The organism is Streptomyces sp. NPDC020490 (genome assembly GCF_044335305.1).
In the GTDB taxonomy this organism is placed as follows: Bacteria; Actinomycetota; Actinomycetes; order Streptomycetales; family Streptomycetaceae; genus Streptomyces.
The window spans coordinates 1-21,219 of the sequence record NZ_JBIRUY010000044.1; the positions used below are offsets into that span (position 1 = coordinate 1).

At 73.7% G+C, this 21,219-nt stretch carries 16 protein-coding genes; 11 read left to right on the forward strand and 5 right to left on the reverse strand.

Going from position 1 to position 21,219, the window contains the following annotated elements:
* The 5 genes from ACH4ZX_RS34200 to ACH4ZX_RS34220 form a co-directional block, all read left to right on the forward strand.
* The coding region (locus ACH4ZX_RS34200) for an SDR family NAD(P)-dependent oxidoreductase (protein ID WP_398281529.1) at positions 1–4,545 on the forward strand (4,545 nt) is incomplete at its 5' end.
* A 72-nt stretch (positions 4,546–4,617) separates the two neighbouring features.
* Positions 4,618–5,004: a nuclear transport factor 2 family protein gene (locus ACH4ZX_RS34205; RefSeq protein WP_398281532.1), complete on the forward strand. Its 387-nt coding sequence runs from the start codon at positions 4,618–4,620 to the stop codon at positions 5,002–5,004.
* An 82-nt stretch (positions 5,005–5,086) separates the two neighbouring features.
* Positions 5,087–5,869: a thioesterase II family protein gene (locus ACH4ZX_RS34210; RefSeq protein WP_398281535.1), complete on the forward strand. Its 783-nt coding sequence runs from the start codon at positions 5,087–5,089 to the stop codon at positions 5,867–5,869.
* Between the two features lie 44 nt (positions 5,870–5,913).
* Positions 5,914–6,741 (forward strand): class I SAM-dependent methyltransferase, encoded by an 828-nt coding sequence (locus tag ACH4ZX_RS34215; protein ID WP_398281538.1) that lies wholly within the window; start codon positions 5,914–5,916, stop codon positions 6,739–6,741.
* A 161-nt stretch (positions 6,742–6,902) separates the two neighbouring features.
* Positions 6,903–7,808, forward strand: coding sequence for a tyrosine-protein phosphatase (locus tag ACH4ZX_RS34220; RefSeq protein ID WP_398281541.1), 906 nt, complete (start codon positions 6,903–6,905; stop codon positions 7,806–7,808).
* A gap of 232 nt (positions 7,809–8,040) precedes the next feature.
* Here the strand turns inward: ACH4ZX_RS34220 and ACH4ZX_RS34225 are convergent, their stop codons facing one another.
* Together ACH4ZX_RS34225 and ACH4ZX_RS34230 are read right to left on the reverse strand one after the other, a co-directional pair.
* Positions 8,041–8,295 carry a ferredoxin gene (locus ACH4ZX_RS34225; protein ID WP_360758917.1) on the reverse strand — a complete coding sequence of 85 codons (255 nt, stop codon included), beginning with the start codon at positions 8,293–8,295 and terminating at the stop codon, positions 8,041–8,043.
* Entirely contained in the window at positions 8,292–9,386 is a 1,095-nt protein-coding gene (locus tag ACH4ZX_RS34230; protein ID WP_398281545.1) for a cytochrome P450, read from the reverse strand. The genes ACH4ZX_RS34225 and ACH4ZX_RS34230 overlap by 4 nt, the downstream gene beginning before the upstream one ends.
* Positions 9,387–9,796: 410 nt before the next feature.
* Between ACH4ZX_RS34230 and ACH4ZX_RS34235 the strand changes: the two genes are divergently transcribed.
* Positions 9,797–10,774 carry an ATP-binding cassette domain-containing protein gene (locus ACH4ZX_RS34235; RefSeq protein ID WP_398281548.1) on the forward strand — a complete coding sequence of 326 codons (978 nt, stop codon included), beginning with the start codon at positions 9,797–9,799 and terminating at the stop codon, positions 10,772–10,774.
* Positions 10,771–12,399: an ABC transporter permease gene (locus tag ACH4ZX_RS34240; protein ID WP_398281551.1), complete on the forward strand. Its 1,629-nt coding sequence runs from the start codon at positions 10,771–10,773 to the stop codon at positions 12,397–12,399. Before ACH4ZX_RS34235 ends, ACH4ZX_RS34240 begins: the two co-directional genes overlap by 4 nt.
* Before the next feature lie 93 nt (positions 12,400–12,492).
* Here the strand turns inward: ACH4ZX_RS34240 and ACH4ZX_RS34245 are convergent, their stop codons facing one another.
* Together ACH4ZX_RS34245 and ACH4ZX_RS34250 are read right to left on the reverse strand one after the other, a co-directional pair.
* Positions 12,493–12,942: a nuclear transport factor 2 family protein gene (locus ACH4ZX_RS34245; protein WP_398281554.1), complete on the reverse strand. Its 450-nt coding sequence runs from the start codon at positions 12,940–12,942 to the stop codon at positions 12,493–12,495.
* A 23-nt stretch (positions 12,943–12,965) separates the two neighbouring features.
* Entirely contained in the window at positions 12,966–13,409 is a 444-nt protein-coding gene (locus tag ACH4ZX_RS34250) for a nuclear transport factor 2 family protein (RefSeq protein ID WP_360758907.1), read from the reverse strand.
* A 233-nt stretch (positions 13,410–13,642) separates the two neighbouring features.
* On the opposite strand from ACH4ZX_RS34250, the gene ACH4ZX_RS34255 reads away from it, so the two are divergent.
* The 3 genes from ACH4ZX_RS34255 to ACH4ZX_RS34265 all read left to right on the forward strand — a co-directional run bounded on the left by ACH4ZX_RS34255 (position 13,643) and on the right by ACH4ZX_RS34265 (position 18,751).
* Positions 13,643–15,061: an FAD-dependent oxidoreductase gene (locus ACH4ZX_RS34255; RefSeq protein ID WP_398281556.1), complete on the forward strand. Its 1,419-nt coding sequence runs from the start codon at positions 13,643–13,645 to the stop codon at positions 15,059–15,061.
* Between the two features lie 61 nt (positions 15,062–15,122).
* Entirely contained in the window at positions 15,123–17,864 is a 2,742-nt protein-coding gene (locus ACH4ZX_RS34260; RefSeq protein ID WP_398281559.1) for an AAA family ATPase, read from the forward strand.
* A 128-nt stretch (positions 17,865–17,992) separates the two neighbouring features.
* Complete coding sequence (locus ACH4ZX_RS34265) at positions 17,993–18,751, forward strand: thioesterase II family protein (RefSeq protein WP_398281561.1); 759 nt, start codon at positions 17,993–17,995, stop codon at positions 18,749–18,751.
* Between the two features lie 58 nt (positions 18,752–18,809).
* Here ACH4ZX_RS34265 and ccrA read toward each other — a convergent pair whose 3' ends face one another.
* A complete protein-coding gene (gene ccrA / locus ACH4ZX_RS34270; protein WP_398281564.1) occupies positions 18,810–20,171 on the reverse strand; it encodes a crotonyl-CoA carboxylase/reductase in 1,362 nt (453 codons plus the stop codon).
* Positions 20,172–20,381: 210 nt separating this feature from the next.
* Between ccrA and ACH4ZX_RS34275 the strand changes: the two genes are divergently transcribed.
* A complete protein-coding gene (locus ACH4ZX_RS34275) occupies positions 20,382–21,218 on the forward strand; it encodes a class I SAM-dependent methyltransferase (RefSeq protein ID WP_398281567.1) in 837 nt (278 codons plus the stop codon).
* Position 21,219: the final 1 nt, after the last annotated feature.

Genomic DNA, 21,219 nt, shown 5'->3' on the forward strand with positions numbered 1-21,219 from the left:
TTGGAAGGGTCGGAGCTGACGGCGGAGTACTGGTACGACAACTGCCGGCAGCCGGTGTCCTTCGAACCCGTGGTGCGGCGTCTGCTGGCCGAGGGGTATCGGGCGTTCGTCGAGTGCAGTGCTCATCCGGTGTTGGTGTACGGGGTGGAGGAGACGGCTCAGGACGCGGGTGTGGAGGTGTGTGCGACGGGCTCCCTGCGTCGTGGTGAGGGCGGCCTGGCGCGTTTGTACGCCTCGCTCGGTACTGCCTGGAGCCGCGGCGTCCCCGTCGACTGGACCACCCTGTACACCGGACGCGGCGCCCGCCGCGCCGACCTCCCGACGTACGCCTTCCAGCGCGCCAGTTACTGGCTCTCCGCAGCCCCCGCCCAGCCCGACCCGGTCCCCGCCACCGCCGCCGACGAGACCGAGGCGCGGTTCTGGCAGGCCGTGGAGGCCGAGGACCTGGAGTCGCTCGCGGGTACGCTCGACCTCGCCGAGCGGCGGGCGCTCGGTGAACTGCTGCCCGAACTGGCCGCCTGGCGCCGCCGCAGCCGGGAGCGCGCCACCCTCGACTCCTGGCGCTACAAGGTGACCTGGACCCCGGTGCCCGTACCGGCCACCCCGACGCGCCTCGGCACCTGGCTGATCGTCACCTCCGAGCAGACCGGCGGGTCCGCCGCCGCGGCGCTCGCCGCCCACGCCGAGACCGTCACCCTGGAGATCGACCCCGCGCGGGCCGCGGCCGCGGGGACGCGCGAAGCCCTCGCCGCGCGGCTCGCGGACACGGTCTCCGCGCTGCCGCGCCTGGACGGCGTGCTGGCACTGCTCGGACCGGACGAGCAGCCGGGCGGGGCCGCCGCCACCGCCCTCGTCCTCGCCCAGGCACTCGTCGACGCCCAGGTCACCGCGCCCCTGTGGTGCGCCACCCGGGGAGCGGTCGCCGCCGGCCGGGCCGACCGGGCGCCTGTGCCCGCACAGGCCGCGGTGTGGGGGCTCGGCCGGGTCCTGGCCCTCGAACACCCCGCCACATGGGGCGGCCTCGTCGACCTGCCCGACCCCCTCGACGAGCGGGCCACGGCCCGGCTCACCCATGTCCTCGCCGGCGACCTCGGCGACGAGGACCAACTCGCCCTGCGTACCAGCGGAGTGCTCGCCCGGCGGCTGACCCGTGCCCCGCTCGGGGACGGCGAGCCGGTGCGGCGCTGGCAGCCACGCGGCACCGTCCTGGTCACCGGCGGCACCGGCGGCGTCGGCGCCCGGGTCGCCCGGCGTCTCGCGGCCGGCGGCGCCCGGCACCTGGTGCTGACCAGCCGCCGCGGCCCGCAGGCGCCCGGAGCCGCCGGACTCGCCGACGAGATCCGCGCGCTGGGCGCCGAAGTCACCCTCGCCGCCTGCGACATGGCCGACCGCGAGCAGGTACGGGCCGTCCTCGACGCGATCCCGGCCGAGACCCCGCTGACCGCCGTCGTCCACGCCGTCGGCGTACCGCAGTACACGCTCGCCACCGACACCACCGCCGAGGAGTTCCGGCAGCTCGCCGCGGGCAAGGCCGACGGCGCCCGGCACCTCGACGAACTCCTCGGCGACACCGAACTCGACGCGTTCGTGCTGTTCTCCTCCAACTCCGGCGTCTGGGGCGCCGCCCGGCACTCCGCGTACGCCGCCGCCAACGCGTTCCTCGACGCGCTCGCCGCCCGGCGCCGCGCCCGCGGCCTCACCGCCACCTCGCTCGCCTGGGGCGCCTGGGGCGGCGGCGGGATGATGGAACTCGACGGCGCCGGCGCCTACATGCGCCGCCGCGGCGTGCTGGAGATGGACCCCGAACTCGCCCTGGACGCCATGGTCCGGGCCGTCGAACACGACGACACGTTCGTCGCCGTCGCCGACGTCGACTGGACCCGGTTCGCCCCCGGCTTCACCTCCGAGCGGCCCAGCCCGCTCATCGCCGACCTGCCCGACGTCCGCGCCACCCGGGCCGTACCCGAACAGGCCCCGCCCGCCGAGGAGTCCGCCTCCGCACTGGTGCGCAGGCTGCGGGCCGCGCCGCCGGCCGAGCGCGGCGGCCTGCTCGCCGACCTGGTGCGCACCGAGGCCGCCGGCGTCCTCGGGCACCCCTCCGCGGACGCCGTCGAACCCGGGCGGCCCTTCAAGGACCTCGGCTTCGACTCGCTGACCGTCGTGGAACTGCGCAACCGCGTCACCACCGTCACCGGCCTGAAACTGCCCGCCACCCTCGTCTACGACCACCCCACCCCGCAGGCCCTCGCCCGCTTCCTGGAAGCCGAACTCCTCGGCGAGCCTGACGAGTCGGCGCCCGCCGCGGCCGCGGTGCCCGCCGCGCCCGCCGCGGCGCGGGACGACGACCCGGTCGTCGTGGTCGGCATGAGCTGCCGGCTGCCCGGCGGCATCGAGAGCCCCGACCGGCTGTGGCAGGCCGTCGCCGCCGGCGAGGACCTCGTCGGCGACCTGCCCCGCGACCGCGGCTGGACCTCCACCGACGACGGCGACCTGCAGGCCGTGCGGACGCTCAGCCAGGCCGGACTGCTCAGCGGCGTCGGCGGGTTCGACGCGGCCTTCTTCGGCATCTCCGAGCAGGAGGCGCTCGTCATGGACCCGCAGCAGCGGCTCCTGCTGGAGACCGCCTGGGAGGCGTTCGAACACGCCGGCGTCGACCCGCGCGGCCGCGCCGACGAACAGATCGGCCTGTACGTCGGCGTCGGCTACCAGGGCTTCGTCCCGCGCGGGCGCATCCCCGAGGAGAGCGAGGCCCACCTCGGCGGCGGCATCGCGCCCGCCATCGCCTCCGGCCGCCTCGCCTACGCCCTCGACCTGCACGGCCCCACCCTCACCGTCGACACCGGCTGCTCCTCCTCCGCCGTCGCCCTGCACCTGGCCGTGCAGTCGGTACGCCGCGGCGAGTGCGGCATGGCCCTCGCGGGCGGCGCCACCGTGCTGTCCCAGCCGGTCGCCTGGCACCACATGGGCGGCGCCGCCGCCGACGGACGCTGCAAGCCGTTCTCCGAGGACGCCGACGGCACCGGCTGGGGCGAGGGCGTCGGCATGGTCGTCGTCGAGCGGCTCTCCCGCGCCCGCCGCCTCGGCCACCGCGTCCTCGCCGTCGTACGCGGCAGCGCCGTCAACCACCACGGCGCCACCAACGGGCTCACCGCCCCGAGCAGCAGCTCCCAGCGGCAGCTCATCCACCAGGCGCTCGCCGACGCCGGCCTGACCGCCGAGCAGATCGACGCCGTCGAGGGACACGGCACCGGCACCCCGCTCGGCGACGCCGTCGAGGCCGAGGCGCTCCTCGCCGCCTACGGCCGCGGCCGCCCCGCCGACCGCCCGCTGCTGCTGTCCACGGTGAAGTCCAACATCGGCCACCCGCAGTCCGCCTCCGGCGTCGTCGGCGTCATCAAGACGGTCCTGTCCCTGCGCCACGGGCTGCTCCCGCAGACCCTCAACGTCAAGGAACCCACCAGCCGCGTCGACTGGTCGTCGGGCACCGTCCGTCTCGTCACCGAGGCCACCCCGTGGCCCGACACCGGCCGCCCGCGCCGGGCGGGGGTCACCTCCCTGGGGGCGAGCGGCACACAGGCCCACTTCATCCTGGAGGAGGCGCCGGCCGGGAGCGAGGAGAAGCCCGCCGCGGCGGACACCCCGGGCCCCCGGAGCGGCACCGGACGGACCGCGGCCGGCCGTGCGCACGACGGCGCCGCCCTGCCCGTCCTGCCCGTACCCCTCTCCGCCCGCACCCCCGACGCCCTGCGCGCCCAGGCCGCCCGCCTGCGCGCCGCCCTGGACGGCGCCGGCGCACCCGGCCCAGCCGACGCCGGCTACACCCTCGCCGTCGGCCGCGCGGCCTTCGAGCACCGCGCCGTCGTCCTCGCCCCGGACCGCGCCGGACTCCTGGAAGCCCTGCGGGCCGTGGAGGACGGCGCGGACCACCCGCACGTCACCACCGCGGCGGACCCGTCCCTCACCTTCCACGGCACCCCGGCCGCCGCGGAGGCGCTGTACGCCGCTTACCCCGTCTACGCCGAGGCCCTGGACCACGTACGCGCCCACCTGGACGTCCGGATCGCCGCCCCGCTGCCGCCGCTCGCCGAGGCGTTCGCGCACGAGACGGCCCTGCACAGGCTCCACGAGGACTGGGGCCTGCTGCCGCAGGCACTTACCGCCCACGGTCCCGGCCGGCTCGCCGCCGCCCACGCCGCGGGCGTCCTCGGCCTGGAGGACGCCGTCGGCCTGCTCGCCGCCCACGCCGAGGGCGCCGCCGGGCCGGCCGTCGAGGTGAGCGAGCCGCGCGTGCCGGTCGTCGACGCGGTCACGGGGGAGCGGATCGGCGCCGCCGGCCTCATCGATCCGGACACCTGGACCCCTGCCCCCGGCAGCGGCGGCACGGCGGACGCCGACGGCGTCACCGAGGCCCTGCGCGCGGCCGCCCGCTTCCACGTCGCGGGCCGGCCCGTCGACTGGGCGGCGGTGTTCACGCCGACCGGAGCCCGCCTCACCGACCTGCCCACCTACCCCTTCCAACGGCGCCGCTACTGGCTGTTCGGCTGAAGCGGCCCCACGAACGGCGCGTCACCGGTCCCGACCGGGCGCCGAACCAACCACCACCGGAGGAGAAGAACCATGCTGGACGAGCAGAAGCGCAAGGAGATCATCGCGGCGTACTTCCGCAAGGTGAACGAGGGTGACGTGGACGCCATCCTCACCCACTTCACCGAGGACGCCCGCATCGAGGACCCCGTCGGCCGTGAGCCGCGCGTCGGCCGCGCCGCACAGCGCGAGTACTTCATGAGCAACATCGCCGCCGAGGTCACCGTCGAGCCGGGCCACGCGTCGGCCGGCCAGGACGGCAAGCAGGTCGCCGTGCCGGTCGCCGCGACGATGACGAACATCCTCGACCCCAACCGCGCGCGCACCAACATCAACGCCGTCGACATCTTCACCATCAACGCCGACGGCCTCATCGAGGACATGCGAGTCTTCTGGGGCATGAGCGACATCGGCGTCTGAGCGGTCCCGCACCGCGCACCGGCGCCCGAGCGGCCCCCGGCACCAGCGCAGCAGCGCAGGAAGAGAAGGAGACGGTACGCCCATGAGCAGCACCGACGAGCACAGCGAGCTGTGGATACGCAACTTCCACCCCGCGCCGCGACACCCGCACCGCCTGGTGCTGCTGCCGCACGCCGGAGGATCCGCCTCCTTCTTCTTCCCGTTCTCACGCGAACTGTCCGCGCACACCGACGTGTCGGCCGTGCAGTACCCCGGCCGCCAGGAGCGGCGGGCCGAACCGCTGCTGGACAGCGTCGACGCCCTCGTCGACCAGATCCACCGCGCACTCCTGCCCCTCGCGGACAAGCCGCTCGTCCTGTTCGGCCACAGCATGGGCGCGGTGCTGTCCTTCGAACTCGCCCGCAGGATCGAGGCGGAGGGGCGGATCCCCTTCCTCGGACTGATCGCCTCCGGCCGCCGCTCCCCCCTCGTCCACCGCGAGGAGAACGTGCACACCCGCGGCGACGAGGCACTCATCGCCGAGATCCGCGCCCTGAGCGGCACCGACGCCGGCGTCCTCGCCGACGACGAACTGCTGCGCATGGTGCTGCCCGCGATCCGCAGCGACTACAAGGCGATCGAGACCTACCGCTACCGGCCCGAGGGGCCCGGGCCCGCGCTCGGCTGCCCCGTCAGCGTCCTGACCGGGGAGTCCGACCCCCGGGTCAGCCTCGACGAGGCGATGGCCTGGAAGGACCTGACGCGCGGGAAGTTCGCCTTCCGCAGCTTCCCCGGAGGGCACTTCTACCTCACCCCGCAGCGGGACGCCGTGGTCCGGGCGATCGTCGAGGACCTCACGACGTTCTTCCGGCTCCCGGTCAGCTGACCGCCCGGCCCTCACACCGACCGACGATCCGAGATGGGTGTTTCATGGAGACCAAACAGGTGCAGTTCAGCGCCGAGACCCGCAACCTCCTGGTGGCCCTGTACTCGCGGGCCCATGACGCCAAGTCGGACCGTCCGATCCTCGGCGACCGGCTCGCCGCGCGGGCCGTGGAGTCCATCGAGGACTACGACCGGCTGAAGACCCAGCTGAAGATGCGCGACGACGACGCCATCGCCCTCGCCATCCGCGGGCTGGAGTTCGACCGCTGGGTCCGTGACTTCCTCGCGCGCAACCCGCGCTCCGTCGTACTGCACCTCGGGGCGGGCCTGGACGGCCGCGTCTTCCGCATCGACCCGTCCGACGACGTCGAGTGGTACGACCTCGACCTGCCGGAGATCGCGCAGCTGTACCGCGACCTTTTCCCGCGGCGCGACCGCCACCACCATGTCATCGGCGCCTCCGCCCTGGACCCGGCGTGGCTGGCGGACATCCCCGCCGACCGTCCCGTCCTGGTCGTGGCCGAGGGCCTGCTCGTGTACTTCACCGAGGACGAGGTGCGCGACCTCGTCACCCGCCTGGTGAACCGCTTCCCCTCCGGCGAGCTGCTGTTCGACGCCTACACCCCGTTCTCGGTGAAGGCGATGAACAAGCACTGGACGGTCAAGGCGACCGGCAAGTACTTCGTCTGGGGCCTCCAGGACCCCAAGTCCCTGGAGGAGTGGGCGCCCGGCGTCAAACACCTGCTCGAGTGGACCTTCACGGACTCCCCGTACGTGGCACATATGCCGTGGACGTCCCGGATCATGTGCAGGATCATGAACGCGATCCCGGTCCTGCGGAAGTACAACCGCGTTATGCGGTACAGCTTCTGACGGATCATCATCATTCGGCGGCCGAGAGGGGGCGGGGTGGACGGCGAGCCGCTGACGGCCGGTGGTGAGCGCCCCTCACCGTGCCCCACCGTCCGCTCCGGCCGCCGAAGACACCCGCATCCGACCACCCAGGGGGCCCCGTGAGATCTGCTCTGCTTCCCTTGTCCGGCACCGTCGCGCTCGCCCTGCTGCTGGCGGCCCCGCCCGCCCACACCGCGCCCGCCCACCGCACCGGGCCGGTGGCGGCCGGCCGCACCACCGGGCCGGCCGACACCACGGTCCGCATCCCGCTCCAGGGCGCCGTCAACGCCCGCGACCTGGGCGGGCACCGCACCTGGACGGGCGCCCAGGTCGCCTACGGCCGCGTCCTGCGGTCCGACGCCCTGAACCGGCTCACCGACGCCGACCTGGACACCCTGGCCGCGCTGGGTGTGACGACCGTCGTGGACCTGCGGACGCCGCAGGAGGCCGCTCAGGGCCCCGACCGCCTCCCGCCCGGCGCCACGGCACTGTCCCGCCCCGTCGACGACCACAGCCTGTACCGGACCATCGCCACCGCCATCGCCTCCAAGGACCCGGTCCTGCAGCAGCAGATGCTCGGCGACGGCAAGGCCGAGCAGCTGATGACGGCCGCGTACGAGGGCTTCGTCACCGACCCCGCCAACCGGGCCGCGTTCGCCACCGCCCTGCGCGACATCGCGGGCGCCCAGGGCCCGGTGCTGGTGCACTGCTCCTCGGGCAAGGACCGCACCGGCTGGCTCGCCTACGTCCTCCTGCGCACCCTCGGCGTGCCCGCCGCGGAGGCCGAGCGCGACTACCTGCTGTCCAACGCCTACCGGGCCGACGCCGACCGGCAGGCCCGCGACTACCTCAAGTCGGCCGGCTACATGGAGAACCCCGATCTGCTGATCCCCCTCCAGCAGGTCCGCGAGGCCTACCTGCGGGCGGCCGTGGAGCGGATGGAGCGCGACTACGGCGGCCTGCACGGCTACCTCACCGACGGCCTGGGCCTGACTCCGCGAACCCTGGTGGCCCTGCAACGGCGCCTGGTCCGCCACCACCCGTGACGCCGCGCCCCTGACCGAACACGCGGACCCGGAACACGCGTGACCAGAAAGCCGCGTGACCTGAGGCGTGCTGACCTGAAGCGCACTGACCAGAAGCGCGCGTGACCAGGAACAAGCGGGACCAGAAGCGCGCGTGACCAGGAACACCCGGAACCGGGAACACGCGGGACCAGAAGCGTGCGGGCCGGACACGTGATGTGTCCGGCCCGCACGGCTGTCCTCGTCCCCGGCGTCACAACTCCGGCGCCAGTACCACCCCCGTACCCGTCTCCGTCACCCGGATCGCCTCCAGCGGGCAGTTCTCCGCCGCGTCCAGGACCGCCGTATCCGGCTCCACCGACTCCCGGACCGCCTGCGAGCGGCCCTTGACGAGGGCGAAGTGCTCCGGCGCCGAGTGCACGCACATGCCCGTGCCCGCGCACGCCGTCCGGTCGACGCTCACCGCCCACCGCGTGCCGGCCGTGACGGCCGCCTCCCCGTCGCTCACCACTGCACCGGCAGGGACAGCGGGCCCCGCACGAGCAGACTGGACCGCCACCGGATGGCGTCGTCGGCGACCGCGAGCCGCAGATCGGGGAACCGGTCCAGGACCACCCGCAGGGCGACTCCCAGCTCCATGTGGGCCAGCTGGGCGCCGGCGCAGAAGTGCACCCCGTGGCCGAAACCCATGTGGTGGTTGTCCTCGCGGGTCAGATCCAGGGCGTCCGGATCCGCGAACACCGCGTCGTCCCGGTTGGCCGAATGGATGTGCACGTACACGGCGTCACCGCGGGAGATCGGCACCCCGCCGATCTCCAGGTCCTCGGTGGCGATCATCGCCGCGTGGTGGCCGGTTCCCAGCGGGATGTACCGCATCAGCTCGTCCACCGCGAGCGGCAGCAGCTCCGGCCGCCGCCGCAGCAGCGCCAGCTGCTCGGGGTGACGCAGCAGCGTGTAGACGAAGTTGGTGATCTGGTTCGCGGTGGTCTCGTGGCCGCCGGCGAGCAGGACGACCGTCAGCGAGACCAACTCCTGCTCGGTCAGGCGGTCGCCGTCGTCCCGCGCCTGGATGAGCGCCGACAGCAGGTCGCCGCCGGGCCGCTGCCGGCGGTCGGCGATCAGCCGCGAGATGTAGCCGACGAGCTCGTTGATGCGCCCGGTGAACTCGTGGTGCGGCAGCGTGTCGCCCTGCATCAGCGCGTCGGCGCCCCGCCGGAACACTCCGCGGTCCGAGTACGGCACACCGAGCAGCTCGCAGATCACCCGCGTCGGCAGCGGCCAGGAGAAGTGCTCCACGAAGTCGGCGGGCGACCCCTTGTGGGCCAGGTTCTCAGCCAGTTCGGCGGCGATCGACTCGACCTTGGGACGCAGCTCCTCCACCCGGCGTTTGGTGAACGCCCTCGTCAGCAGACGTCGCAGTCGGGAATGGTCCGGAGGGTCCATGTACATGATGCCTTCGGGGCCGACGCGCATCTCCTGACGGCGCGGCACATCGGCGTTGACCACGGCGGCCCGGCTCAGCCGGGGGTCGGCCAGGGCCGCTCTGACATCGCTGTACCGGGTGACGAGCCAGGCGTCCCCGCCGTACGGCAGCGTCACGCGGCTGACCGGTTCCTCCCTGCGAAGATCAGCCAGAATCGGCTCGATTTCCAGCCCGTTGACGGGAGTGAAGGGAAAATGCCGGGCTGCTGGGCATCTGGTTGGCGAAGGCATGAAACTCCTTGAAGGAGGGGGCTGCGTGGCCCTACAACGGTCCGAGTCCCGCTCGATGCCGGTCAACCCCTACCGGGAACCCCTAGCGACCCTTGAATGCCGGTTTCCGTGCCGGGGGAGATTGCTGTCGCCAACGCCCCGCGGAACCCTGAACCGGGCGCCTGCCGCCGTCGAGCCGTCAGCCGGACGGACCGCGCGGGGCCGCGGGGGAACAACCGGCGCGACCGCGGGCCGGTGTTCCGCCGGTGACGGCGGGACGCCGGCGGACTACGACTCGGGTGAAAGGTGGTGCGCGGGTGGCGCACACGGATGACGCGGTTACCGCGTCCGGACTCGTCAAGACATTCGGCCGCACACGGGCCCTGGACGGCCTCGACCTGACGGTGCGCAGGGGTGAGGTGCACGGCTTCCTCGGACCGAACGGTGCGGGCAAGTCCACCACGATCCGCGCCCTGCTCGGGCTGCTCCGGCTCGACGGCGGCCAGGCCACCCTGCTCGGCAAGGACCCCCGGCGCGACGCCGTCGAGGTGCACCGCCGCCTCGCCTACGTACCCGGCGACGTCAGCCTGTGGCGCAACCTCTCCGGCGGGGAGGCCATCGACCTGCTCGGCACCCTGCGCGGCGGCATCGACACGACACGCAAGGCGGCCCTGATCGAGCGGTTCCAGCTGGACCCGACGAAGAAGTGCCGCGCCTACTCCAAGGGCAATCGGCAGAAGGTCGCCCTGGTCTCCGCGTTCGCCTCCGACGCCGAACTGCTCGTCCTGGACGAACCGACCTCGGGCCTGGACCCGTTGATGGAGTCAGTGTTCCAGGACTGCGTCCGCGAGGTCAGGCAGCGGGGCCGCACCGTGCTGCTGTCCAGCCACATCCTCGGCGAGGTCGAGGCGCTGTGCGACCGCGTGAGCATCATCCGCAAGGGCCGAACCGTCGAGAGCGGCACCCTCACCGAACTGCGCCACCTCACCCGCACCCGGCTCTCCGCCGAGACCCGGCAGCGGGTCACCGGCATCGACGCGCTCGAAGGCGTCCACAACGTCGCCGTCGACGGCGACCGGATCAGCCTGGACGTCGACGACGACCACCTGGACCGCGTCCTGACCCACGTCACCTCGTTCGGGGTGCGCGCGCTCACCAGCAGCCCGCCCACCCTGGAGGAGCTGTTCCTGCGGCACTACGGTGACGATGTCGGGGCCGGGAGTGCCGACGGTGCAGCCGATGGAGGCTCCGGCGTGGACGCGGGCCGCACCGCGGCGAGGACGGCCGCCCGATGAGCGACTACACCGCCACCCGCACGCTGCTGAAACTGGCGCTGCGCCGGGACCGTATCCAGCTCGCCGCGTGGATCTACGGCACCGGCGCGCTCGGTTACAGCGCGGCCAACAGCGTCGGTTCGACCTACCCCGACGCCGCCGACCGCGTCGACGCGGTCAAGACCCTCACCGACACCCCGGCGCTGCTGCTGACCCGCGGCGCACCCGTCGGCACCAGCGAGGGCGCCGTCGCCATGGTGCAGATCTTCACGTACCTGTGCGTGCTCGCCGCCCTGATGAGCACCTTCGCCGTGGTGCGGCACACCCGCCAGAACGAGGAGACGGGCCGCGCCGAACTCCTCGGCGCGGCCCCGGTCGGCCGCCGGGCACCGCTGACCGCGGCCCTGCTGCTCGCGCTCGAGGCGAACACCGGACTGTTCGTGATGCTGGCGGTGGTGCTGCCGCTGGCCGGGCTGCCGCTGTCCGGTTCCCTCGCGGCGGCCGCGGCGGCCGCCGCGACCGGGCTGTTCTTCGCCGCGGTCGCCGCGATCACCGCCCAGCTCTCCGGCACCGCCCGCGGCGCCAACTCCCTGGCCGGAGCGGCCGTCGGCGCCGCGTTCCTGATCCGCGGCATCGCCGACGCCGGCGGTGAGGTGCGGGGCGGCGGCACCTCCGTGGACAGCACCGCACTCGCCTGGCTGTCACCGATCGGCTGGGCGCAGCGCGTCGAACCGTTCGGCGGCGACCACTGGTGGGTCCTCATCGTCCCCCTGGTCCTGGCCGCGGCCTGCGCCGTGTGGGCCTTCCGCCTCAACGACGGACGCGACCTGGGCGCCGGCCTGCTGCAGGACCGGCCGGGACCGGCCTCGGCGGCGCCCGGACTGCTCAGCCCCCTCGGTCTGGCGCTGCGGCTGCACCGCGGCTCCCTGCTCGGATGGGGCGCGGGCATCGCCGTGCTGGGCGCCGTCATCGGCGGCATGGGCAAGTCGGCCGGCGACGCCCTGCGCGACAACGCCGACCTCAGCGACACCCTCGGCAAGATCGGCGGCGGTGGCGGCGACCCGGTCGACACGTTCTTCGCCTCGATGATCGTGATGGTGGGCGCGGTCACCGCCGGGTTCGCCGTGCAGACCCTGCTGAGGCTGCGCGCCGAGGAGACCTCCGGCCGTCTGGAGGCGCTGCTGGCCACCGCCGTCAGCCGTGGCCGCTGGCTCGTCTCGCACGTGACGGTCGCCGTCGCCGGTTCGCTGCTGCTGCTCCTGATCGCCGGGGTGAGCGCGGGCCTGACCTACGGGGCCGCGGCGGGCGACCTCGCCGGCGGGCTCACGGACCTGACCGGCGCCGCCCTGGCGCAGGCGCCGGCGGTGCTGGTGCTGTCCGGGTTCGTGGTGCTCGCCTTCGCCGCCGTACCGGCGCTGTCCTCCGGCGCGGCCTGGGGGGCGCTCACCGTGTGCCTGGTCGTCGGCCAGCTCGGCGGACTGCTCGAACTGCCGCAGGCGGTGCGGGACATCTCCCCGTTCTCGCACCTGCCCGCGCTGCCCGCCGCCGACGCGAAGGCGCTGCCGCTGCTCGCCCTGACCGCCGTCGCCGCCCTGCTGACCTGGGCCGGGTCGAGCCTGTTCGCCCGCCGCGACCTGACCGGCTGAGCGGCCCACCCGCACCGTGCCGAGGGGCCGCCCCCGCCGACGTGTCCGGCGGGCGCGGCTCCTCGGCACGCGGTGCGCGGGCCCGCGCGGCTCTCACTCCTGCCCGGGGTCCAGCAGCGACAGGTCCGACTTGCCCCAGTACACCCACACCGCCTCGATCAGGCCGTGCGAACCGGCCCGGAAAACGCTCGTGAGGGAGAACTTGATCCGCTTGCGGAACGGGTCGGCCGGCTTGTCCAGATAGCCGTGCTTGGTGAGCGCCGGCCCCAGCGGCAGGTAGTTCATGTACACGGACACCGGTATCGCCACGTGCAGTCCGTCCTGCGCGGCCACCGGGACACCGGCGACATCCACCGTCCTGGCCTGAGCCGCCCGCTGGAAATGGACCCGCAGTTCCTCGTGCCCGATCATCGGCGGCGAGCCCACCGGATCCTCGAATCGCACGTCCTTCGTGTACAGCTCGAGCATCCGGTCGACGTCACCGCTCGTCATTCTCCGGCAGTGTTCCAGGGCGAGTTCTTTCCGGGCCGCCTCGTCGAGCATGGGAACTCCCTCTCCGGTCGTCTTCATTCCGTCCCCGACAGGGAGACGTCACTCGCCCCCCAATACGCTTTCATCTCCTCGATGAGACCGTCGTCCCCGGCCCGGATCACCATCAGGAACCGGAACCGCATCCGCTGCCGCGCCGGGTCGGCCGGCGCGGGCAGCACGCCGTGCCGGGTCAGCACCGGACCCAACGGCAGGTAGTCCATCGTCGCCTCCACCGGCACCGCCGCGTGCCGCCCGTCCTGAGCGGCCACCGCATGCCCCGGAATCTCCACGGCATTGCTGGTCACGGCGCCGGTGGCGTGTGCGCGCAGCGCCTCGTGCCCGGCCTGCGCGCCCGCCCCGACCGGGTCCTCGAACCGCACCCGCGGGGAGTACAGGCGCAGCAGCCCCGCCACGTCGCCGGCGTTCACCCGGGCGCAGTGTTCCAGGATCAGTTTCTTGAGCGCCGCCTCGTCCAGCATGAACTCGTCTCCTCACGTCCATTCGGCAGACGCCTTCCATCGTGACGACGCACCGGCCCGCCCGCGACAGCCGACCGAGCTGATACGGATTCGATAGGGGTTGTTAGGGGTTCAGGCGCATTGGCGGCGACTGCTAATTTCGCTGAAATCACAGCTGCCGAAAAAGGCGGTTCGAAATCATCCCGGTATTCGCGCAAGGCGTCCGACGGATCCGACGGAAAGGTCACGCACTCATGACCGCTCGAACCCGCGCCGTGGTGATCGGCGGAGGTCTGTCCGGAATGCTGACGGCGTCCGTCCTCGTCCGGCACGTGGACCGCGTCACGGTCCTGGAACGGGACGTCTACCCGGCCGGCCCCGACCTGCGCAAAGGCGTTCCGCAGGCCCGCCACGCCCATCTGCTGTGGTCCGGCGGCGCCCGCGCGATCGAGACCGTCCTGCCCGGCACGCTCAAGGCGCTCCTGGACGCCGGCGCGCACCGCCTGTACCTGCCGCGCGACATCGTCTGGTACACGCCCTACGGCTGGCAGCACCGCTTCCCCGGCAGCCAGTTCATGATCACGGCGAGTCGGCCGCTGCTCGACTTCGTCGTGCGGGAACGCGCCCTGGCCGACCCCCGCGTCGAGGTGCTGCAGGACACCGACGCCCTCGGCCTGCTCGGCACCGCCGACCGCGTCACCGGAGTGCGGCTGCGCGCCGCCGACGGCACCGAGCAGACCCTCGACGCCGACATCGTCGTCGACACCTGCGGCCGCGCCTCGCAACTGCGCCGCTGGCTGCCCGAACTCGGCCTGCCCGAGGTCGAGGAGGACATCGTCGACTCCGGCATCAAGTACGCCACCCGCATCTACGCCGCGCCCGAGGGCGCCGCGGACCGCTTCCCGATGGTCAACGTCGCCGCCGACCCCGGCCTGGGCGAGCCCGGCCGCAACGGCGCGCTCGTCCCCATCGAGGACGGCCGCTGGCTGGTCACCCTGGCCGGCACCCGCGGCGGCGAACCCACCACCGACGACGACGCGTTCACCGACTTCGCGCGCGGCCTGCGCCACCCCGTCATCGCCGACCTGCTGCGGCGCGCCGAACCCCTCGGCCCCGTCCTCGGCTCCCGCTCCACCGTCAACCGGCGCCTGTACTACGAGCGTCTTGAGCCCTGGCCCAAGGGCCTGCTCGTGCTCGGCGACGCCGTCGCCGGCTTCAACCCCGTCTACGGCCACGGCATGAGCTGCGGCGCGCTCAGCGCCCGCGCCCTCGGCGCCGTCCTCGCCCGGGGCGGCCTCACCGACGACACCGCGGAGCGTGCCCGGCACGCCGTCGCCAAGGTCGTCGACGACCCGTGGGTCCTCGCCACCACCCAGGACATCTGCTACCCGGGCACCCGCAACCAGGCCGCCGACCCGCGCATCGCCCCGCGTAAGGAGCAGGACCGGCAGTTCGCCGACCTGCTGGGCACCGCCGCGCTGTACGACCCGGTGGTGAACGCCGCCGCCATGCAGGTCACCGCGCTCGCCGCACCCGTCGCGAGCCTCGAGTCGCCGCACCTGGTCGCCGCCCTGCGCAAGGCCGGCGACCACAGCCCGTTCGGCTCCCCGCCGTTCACCGACGCCGAACTCGCCGCCCTCGGCGGGAACACCGCCGAACTCGACGTCGCCTGACCCGCCCCAGGGGCGCCTCGGTCACACTCCAGTCTCGCTCAACCGTTCCCCTCCAGGATGCGTGTGCCACGGGGAACGCGAGACGGAGAGGCCCAACACGATGCTCCTGTGCCGGGAAACCGCATGCACACAGCTGGACCGAGCCCTCGAAGCATGCATCGGCGGAACGTCGGGGGTCGTCCTGCTGGAAGGCGCCGCGGGATGCGGCAAGACGGAACTGCTGCTGCAGTTCGCCGAGACGGCCACCGGGTACGGCGCCACCGTGCTGCGCGCCGCCGCGCCCGGTGCCGCCGACGCCGGCGCACCGCACGCCACGGTGCACCGGCTGCTGGCCGAGCTGACCGGCACCGACGGCCCACCGCCGACCGCCACACCCACCGCCCACGAGTTCACCACGGCCCTGCGCCGCGCCGCCGCCCACGCACCGGTCGTGGTCTGCGTCGACGACCTGCACCGCATCGACGGCGCCTCGCTGGCGTACCTGCTGCACGCCGCGCACGCGGTGCGCGGCACCGCCGTCCTGCTGGTCCTCGCCTGCGCCCCGCTGCCGCACGCGGACAGCCCGCTGGCCCGCACCGAACTGCTCCGCCACCCGCACTTCCTGCGGATCGGCGTGGAACGCCTCGACGAACAGGGCAGCGCCGCCCTCCTGGCCCGGTACACCGCACAGCCCGCCGACCCGGCCACCGCCGCCCTGCTGCACCGCATCAGCGGCGGCAACCCGCTGCTGCTGCGCGCCCTGCTCACCGAGCTGCCGCTGCCCGCGGACGGCCGCGGCCCCACGTCCGACGGGCCGTTCGCCGACGCCGTCCTGACCTGCCTGGAACGCGCCGGTGACGACGTACGCCGCCTGGCCACCGCACTGGCCGTCCTCGGCGCCGACGACGACAGCGCCCCCCGGCCGGCCGCCGACCTCGCCGGCACCACGCCGAGCGCCGCCCTGCGCGCCGCCCTCGCCCTGGAGGACGCCGGCCTGACCGAGAACGGCCGGCTGCGCCACCCAGCCGTCGCCGCCGCCGTCCTCGACCGCGTCCCCGCCCCCGAACGCGCCGCCCTGCACGGCCGCGCCGCCCGCACCCTGCACGAGCACGGCGCCCCCGCCGACACCGTCGCCCGCCACCTGCTCACCGCCGGCGCCCCCGCGGCCGCCGCGGCCCTGCGCGGCGCGGACGCGGTCAAGGCGCTGCGCGAGGCCGCCCTGCAGGCCCTCATCGCCGACGGCGACCTCGACCACGCCGCGGCCTGTCTGGAACTCGCCGTGCGCCTGAGCCCCGACGCGCAGGCCGGCTGGGAGATGTCCCTGCGCCTGGCCGCCGTGACCTGGCCGAGCAGCCCCGGCGCCGCCGAACACCAGCTCGACGAGCCGCTGGCCGCCCTGCGCCGCGGCGATCTCGCCCCCGGCCACGCCGGACGCCTCGCCCGCCTGCTGGTCGCCCAGGGCCGCATCGAGGACGCCGCCGAGGCACTGGAGCGCACCGCACCGCGCACCGCCCGCGCCGACCCGCTGCGCGAACTGTTCGCCCTGCCGCCCCAGACCGTCCCCGCCCCCGCCCCCGCCGAGCAGGGCGAACGGCACCCCCAGGCGGGCTCGGCCGAACTGCGCAACTCCGCCGCCCTGTGGACCCACCCCGGCAGCGACAACGACGACCGGGCCGCCGAGCAGCTCCTGAAGGGCACCCCGCTCGCCCACGCCAACTTCGACCCGATCGTCCAGGCCGTGCGCACCCTCGTGCACACCGACCGCCCCGACCGGGCCGTCGTGTGGTGCACCCGTATCCAGGCCCAGCTCGCCGACGGCCGCACCCCCGGCTGGCAGGCCGTCTTCGGACTGCTGCACGCCGAGGCCCTGCTGCGCACCGGCGACCTGGCCGGCTCCGAACGCGAGGCGCGGGCCGCCCTCGATGCGGTCGCCGACCGCGGCGGGGTGTTCCTTTTCGGGCCGCTCGCGGCACTCGTCGCCGCGCAGACGGCGGCCGGCCGCATCGACGCCGCCGCACGGCTGCTGCAGATGCCCGTGCCCGAAGAGCTGTTCTCCTCCGTCTACGCCCTCACCTATCTGCGCGCCCGCGGCCAGTACTACCTCGCCACCCACCGCAGCCGCGCCGCCCTCGACGAGTTCCTCGACGCCGGACGCCTCGCCCAGCGCTGGGGCCTGGACCGCCCCCGCCAGCTGCCCTGGCGCACCGACGCCGCCGAAGCCCTGCTGCAACTCGGCGAACACCGCCAGGCCGAACGGTTCGTCGTCGAGCAGCTCGCCACCCCGGACGCCCGCAGCCCCCGCGTGCGCGGCCTGTCCCTGCGGCTGCGCGCCGCCACCGCCGAGCCGCGCCAGCGCCCGAAACTGCTCACCCGCGCCGTCGACGAACTCCGCCGCTGCGGCGACCGACTGGAACTCGTCCGCGCCCTCGCCGACCTGGGCCGCGCCCTGCAACTCCTGGGCGAGGGCAACCGGGCCGCCATGATCTCCCGCCGCGCCCGCTACCTGGCCACCGAGTGCGGAGCGCTCCGCCTGGCCGAGCAGATCATGCCCGGCCCGGCCACCCAGGACCCCGGCACCCCGCCGGCCGACCCCGGCGCCGCCACGACCCCGGACGCGGAGCAGCTGAGCGAGTCCGAGCGCCGCGTGGCCGCACTCGCCGCCTACGGCTACACCAACCGGGAGATCTCCGCGAAGCTCTTCATCACCGTCAGCACCGTCGAGCAGCACCTGACCCGCGTCTACCGCAAGCTGAACATCTCCCGCCGTCAGGACCTGCCGATGGACCTGCAGTTGGAGAACCTGGAGAGCCTGTCCTCCGCCTGAGCACGACAGGGGTGCGGCGCACCCGGTCAGGGGTGGGAAGGGGAAACGCGGGCCGCCTAGCGTGGTCGGCGACGAGACACCGTCAGGACACCGTGGACGAGGAAACCGAATCCGGTCGGGGGAGCACTGTGGTCGACAACCCGTGGGACGTGACGAGCCCGGACGCACCGGTGCGGCTGTTCTGCCTGCCCTGGGCGGGCGGCAGCGCCGTCGCCTACCAGCGCACCTGGCCCCGCGCCCTGGCGCCCGACGTCGACGTCCGCGCCGTGGAACTGCCCGGTCGCGGCATCGCCTCCGACGTCCCGCCGGTCCGCCGCCTGGACGAGCTGCTCGACTTCCTCCTGCCCCGGATCGCCCCCTCGATCGACCGTCCCTACGCCGTCTTCGGGCACAGCATGGGCGCCGTCCTGGGCCTGGAGATCGTCCGCCGGCTGACCGCCGCGGGGCTCCCGGAACCGGTGCGCGTGTTCGTCTCCGGCAGCGCCGTCCCGGGCCGCGCCCCGCGCGCCGCCCGACCGCTGCACGAACTGCCGGAGAACGAGTTCCGCGCCTGGCTGCGCGACACGGGCGGCACTCCCGCCGAGGTCTTCCGCAACCCCGAGCTCCTCGACCACCTCTCACCGCTGCTGCGCGCCGACTTCGAGCTGTGCCACGTCTACCGCCCCACCCCGGGAGCCCCGCTCGGCTGCCCCCTCACGGCCATCGGCGGCGACGCCGACCCGTACGTGAGCGTCGACGCGCTCGCCGGGTGGGCGGAACTGACCACCGGTCCCTTCGACCGTCTCGTCCTCGGCGGCGGCCACTTCGCCTTCCAGGACCACCTGGACCGCGTCCACACCTACATCGCCACCGCGCTGCGGCACACGGTGCGCGACCTGGCCCGCTGAGGCGGGACGCCCGTCGTGCCGCCCCCGCCTGCGGGGGCGGTGCCGTTTCCGGCCACGGTCAGGCGGGACGCTCCACGCGGAAGCGGTTGATGGCGTCGATGTGCCTGGCGCGCATCTCCTCGTCGCGCACGCCCAGGCCCTCCTCGGGGGCCAGGCACAGCACGCCGACCTTGCCCTGGTGGAGGTTGCGGTGCACGTCGTGGGCCGCCTGCCCGGTGTCCTCCAGGGAGTAGACCTTGGAGAGCGTCGGGTGGATCCTGCCCTTGGCGATGAGGCGGTTGGCCTCCCACGCCTCGCGGTAGTTCGCGAAGTGCGAGCCGATGATCCGCTTCAGCGACATCCACAGGTAGCGGTTGTCGTACTCGTGCAGGTAGCCGGAGGTGGAGGCGCAGGTGACGACGGTGCCGCCCTTGCGGGTGACGTACACGCTGGCGCCGAAGGTCTCGCGGCCGGGGTGCTCGAAGACGATGTCGACGTCCTCGCCGCCGGTCAGCTCGCGGATGCGCCTGCCGAAGCGCTTCCACTCCCTCGGGTCCTGGGTGTGCTCGTCCTTCCAGAACCTGAAGCCCTCGGCGTTCCGGTCGATGATCAGCTCCGCGCCCATCGAGCGGCAGATCTCCGCCTTCTGCGGCGAGGAGACGACGCACACGGGCGTCGCCCCGCCGGCCAGCGCCAACTGCGTGGCGTACGACCCCAGTCCGCCGCTCGCCCCCCAGATCAGCACGTTGTCGCCCTGCTTCATCCGGGCGCCGTTGCGGGAGACGAGCTGGCGGTAGGCGGTGGAGTTGACCAGGCCGGGCGCGGCGGCCTCCTCCCAGGTCAGATGCCCCGGCTTGGGCATCAGCTGGTTGGACTTCACCAGGGCGATCTCCGCGAGGCCGCCGAAGTTGGTCTCGAAGCCCCAGATGCGCTGCTCCGGGTCGAGCATCGTGTCGTCGTGCCCCTCGGAGGACTCCAGCTCCACGCTCAGGCAGTGCGCGACGACCTCGTCACCGGGCTTCCACCGGTTGACGCCCGGCCCGGTCCGCAGCACCACCCCGGCGAGATCGGAGCCCAGCACGTGATACGGCAGGTCGTGCCGCCGGGCGAGCGAGGAGAGCCGGCCGTACCGCTCCAGGAACCCGAACGTCGGCAGCGGCTCGAAGATCGACGACCACACCGTGTTGTAGTTCACCGACGACGCCATCACCGCCACCAGCGCCTCACCCGGCCCCAGCTCGGGCACCGGAACGTCCTCCACGTGCAGCGACTTGCGGCAGTCGCGCTCCGCGGGCGGAATGCCGTCGAACATCTCCGTCTCGTCCTTGTGCACCGTGACCGCACGGTACGATTCGGGCAGAGGCAGCTCGGCGAAGCCGACGGCGGACGCCCCGTCGTCCGACGCGTTCGACGCGTTGATCGCCTCGAGGATTTCCTTCACAGTGGCCTCCGGCTGGTCGGGCGTGACATCCACAGATACGCATGCCGCCCGCCGAAATCCCGCCCCGGAGCACCGGTCAAGGGGTGTCGGTCCCGCGTTTAGGGGGCACCGCCGCGTTCGGACCAGGGCGTCGGGTCGTACACCCGTTCTCTGGCCGAAACCGGCCTTGCCGGAACCGCCGGAACCCCACTCGCCACTATCCTCGCCCCCGTGATCAAGGTTCAGCTCACCGGCGCCGAGGAGACCCTCCTCGCCACCCTGTACGGCCGCGCCCTGGATGCCCGAAGCGAGCACCCCATCCTGGGGGACACCCTCGCCGACGACACCGTGCGGCGCATCGACTACGACTTCTCCCAACTGCACCTGACCCCGGGCGACGCCGCGGGCGTCGCCCTGCGGGCCCACCAACTGGACTCCTGGACGCAGCAGTTCATCACCGACAATCCGAACGCCGTGGTCCTCCACCTGGGCTGCGGCCTCGACACGCGCGTCCACCGCCTCGCCCCGCCCCCCACCGTCGAGTGGTGGGACGTCGACCAGGCCGACGTCATCGACCTGCGCACCCGCCTCTACCCGGCCCGCCCCGGCTACCACACGGTCGGCGCCTCGGTCACCGACGAGACCTGGCTGGCCGACGTCCCGTCCGGCCGTCCCACGATGGTGGTCGCCGAGGGCCTGCTGATGTACCTCACCGAGCAGGACGGCAAGCACCTCATCACCCGCCTGCTCGACCACTTCCGGGCAGGCGGCCGCCTCGCCTTCGACGCCTACAGCCCCCTGGGCATCCGCCTGCAGGGCCTCAACCGGGCCGTGCGGGCCTCCGGCGCCACCCTCCACTGGGGCATCACCAGCGCCGCCGAACTGGCCGACTTCGACCCCCGGCTGCGGGTCCTGGACGAGGTGAAGGCCTTCGACATCCCCGGCCGTGACCAGCTGCCCGCCCCCTACCGGGCGGCCACCACGGCTCTGGCACACGTCCCCGGCGTCAACCGCATGGCGCAGCTGCACCTGCTGGCCTTCACCCCGCACGGACCCGCCCCGGCCTGAC